This is a genomic window from Candidatus Ruminimicrobium bovinum (assembly GCF_902760015.1).
GTDB lineage: Bacteria > Elusimicrobiota > Endomicrobiia > Endomicrobiales > Endomicrobiaceae > Ruminimicrobium > Ruminimicrobium bovinum.
Map to the genome: position 1 here is coordinate 1 of NZ_CACWEU010000104.1, position 2,714 is coordinate 2,714.

4 protein-coding genes are annotated in these 2,714 nt (G+C 32.0%); all 4 read right to left on the bottom strand.

Translation table 11 applies throughout. From position 1 onward, the window contains the following. The coding region (locus ACMUOV_RS03830; protein ID WP_413853794.1) for a glycosyltransferase N-terminal domain-containing protein at window positions 1–347 on the bottom strand (347 nt) is incomplete at its 3' end. A gap of 14 nt (window positions 348–361) precedes the next feature. Next, window positions 362–931, bottom strand: a complete 570-nt coding sequence (locus ACMUOV_RS03835; RefSeq protein ID WP_413853795.1) for a hypothetical protein — start codon at window positions 929–931, stop codon at window positions 362–364. Between the two features lie 26 nt (window positions 932–957). Then, on the bottom strand, window positions 958–1,872 hold the full coding sequence (secF, locus tag ACMUOV_RS03840; RefSeq protein ID WP_413853796.1) for a protein translocase subunit SecF: 915 nt from the start codon (window positions 1,870–1,872) through the stop codon (window positions 958–960). A gap of 18 nt (window positions 1,873–1,890) precedes the next feature. Beyond that, a partial coding sequence (gene secD / locus ACMUOV_RS03845; protein ID WP_413853797.1) for a protein translocase subunit SecD occupies window positions 1,891–2,714 on the bottom strand: 824 nt, incomplete at its 5' end.

Below are 2,714 nucleotides of genomic sequence, written 5' to 3' on the forward strand. Positions count from 1 at the left end.
ACAAAAGGGTAAATATCAACAGGTGCCAATGCAACATAATTTGCTTTATTAAGTTGAAGCAAATATTCTCTTGCGGATTTTGTAATTGAAGTTACTATAATATTGCAGTCGGTAAATTTATCAAGCATAGGTTCCACCGCTCTTGCTTCACCGAGTGATGCACAATGTATCCAAACCGTTTTTTTATTTTCATCAAAATTGAATTGTTTATAAAAAGTAAGTCTTTCGCCTATACAATAAAAAAATTCTTTTCTGTTCCTTTTACCCGATAAAATAATAACTAAAAGTATGGGAACAAGAAAAGCAATAAGCAGCAAATTATATAGTATTAAAAAGATATGAACCATTTTAAGTAAAAATTTTATTTTTTTCTCTTTCTAACAGGAATCCAATAATATATACCCGCAACCGTATAAGAAGGATTAAATTTATTTTGTTCATTAACGGAAACGTTGATTTTTTCCAAAGGAAGTAAATTTTGTATTACATCTAAATTTTCGGTTATTTCCAAAGCCCTTGAAAGCTCACATTGTTCATCTTTAGCTTCCTGTGCAATAAGTTTTTGAATAAAATTTTTTGATTGTTCCAATGTATCTGCAGATATAGCGGAAACTATTTTTGTGGTCCATTGTCCGAAAATATCAATATTTTTATCAAATTCTTCTTTTAAACCGTTACCTATAGTTAAAACAAAAGGACTTAATGCAATCCATTTCTGTTCTATTTCCGGAAAACTGCCAAAATTAAGATTTTCTTTTGAAAATGTATCGTAAACAACTGCCGGTTTTATTGTATGTCCGTAAAAATAACAAGCCCTTTGAACGGCTTCTTCAACCTCAATTGAAAGTTCTTTTATATCCGAAAACTTTTTTAATATTCTTGATATTTCTTTAGGTCTTATATTAATTTTAAAATTTTTAATTTTTCTCATAATAAAAATTTGCTACGGCAAATTTTTTATTTTCTTAAATTTTTCTTATATCTGTCTCTTTTTCTTTTTTCCCATTCATAATTTAAAGGAGCACAAACGAACACACTGGAGAAAAACCCTATAATATTACCTATAAACAATGCCAAACCGAAATCACAAATAACTTCCCCGCCCAACAGTAAAATTATTAAAGAAACAAAAGCAACCGTTAAAGATGTTATAACACTTCTGCCCAAAACACCGTTGATACTGATGTTGACGGTTCCTGCAAAACTTTCTTTTGCAAGAAGTCTTAAATTTTCTCTTATTCTGTCAAACAAAACGATTGTATTGTTAATTGAATAACCGACAATTGTTAAAAGTGCCGCAACCAAAGTTAAATCTATTTGTTTGCCCATTAAAACCATTAAACCGAATGTAATAAAAGCATCGTGAATCAATGCAAGCACACCTACAACACCCCATAACGGAGATTTAAACCTAAAAGCAACATAAACAATAATACCTAAGAATACAAAAGTAAACGCATACATTGCCTGTTTTGTTAAGTGTTTACCTACCGCAGGACCTACATATTCAACTCTGTCGGTTGTTATTTGTGCATCGGCAAATTTTGATTGTAATACCGATAATATACTTTCTGCCATTTCATCCTGAGTTTTATCTGTTTTTTTAACCCTTATAATTATACCTTGTTTACCGGTTGACTGTAATTCAAAATTCAAATCTTTTTGTTCGGACAACCCCTGCCTTATAGAATCCATTTGAATTTCTTTATCAAAGGAAAATTGCATTAAAATACCGCCGCTGAAATCAATACCGTAATCCGGTCCTTTTACAAAAACGGCACATAAACTTACTATTATTAAAATTATAGATATTGTAAAAGAAACAAATCTTTTACCGACAAAATCTATCTTAGGCGTCTTAAAAAATTGCACAATAATCCTCCAAAAAAATTATATTTTTATTTTATTTATAAAACTTTCTCTGAATAAGAAATCATAAATCAATTTTGTTACAACTACTGCCGTAAACATACTTATGCACAAACCTATTGTCAATGTAACGGCAAAACCTTTTATAGGTCCTGTTCCGAATTGGAACAAAAATACCGCAGCTATAAGAGTTGTTATGTTGGAATCGAATATTGTAACGAAAGCTTTTTGATAGCCCGCATCAACCGCAACCCTTGAAGTTTTTCCTATTGAAAGTTCTTCCCTTATTCTTTCCAAAATAAGAACGTTTGCATCAACGGCCATTGCAAGCGTAAGCGCTATACCTGCAATACCGGGCAATGTCAACGTAAATTGGAAGTATGACATTATTCCCATAAGAATAAAGAAATTTAAAAGTAAAGCTATATCTGCAATAATTCCGGAAAAACCATAGTAAACAAACATAAATAAAATAACTATACCTACACCGATTACGGCAGATGTAAAACCTTTTTTAATGGAGTCATCACCAAGACTTGGCCCTACTGTTCTTTCCTCTATAATTTTTACCGGAGCAGGTAAAGCACCGGCTCTTAAAACGGTAGCCAATAATTTTGCATCATCGGCATTAAAACTGCCTTCTATTATAGCTCTTCCGTCGGGAATTCTTGTTCTTATAACAGGTGCCGATTGAACAACACCGTCAAGAACAATAGCCAACTGCCTGTCTATATTTGCACCTGTAATATCGGTAAATAATTTTGCGCCGTCTTTATTAAATTCCAAAGAAACATGCGGATAACCGAAACCGCCTGTTGCAAGCTCAACTTTTGCATTAACCAAAT

Coding starts and splice junctions, on each gene's coding strand:
- ACMUOV_RS03835 (WP_413853795.1), bottom strand. CDS start 931: ATGAGAAAAATTAAAAATTTTAAAATTAATATAAGACCTAAAGAAATA.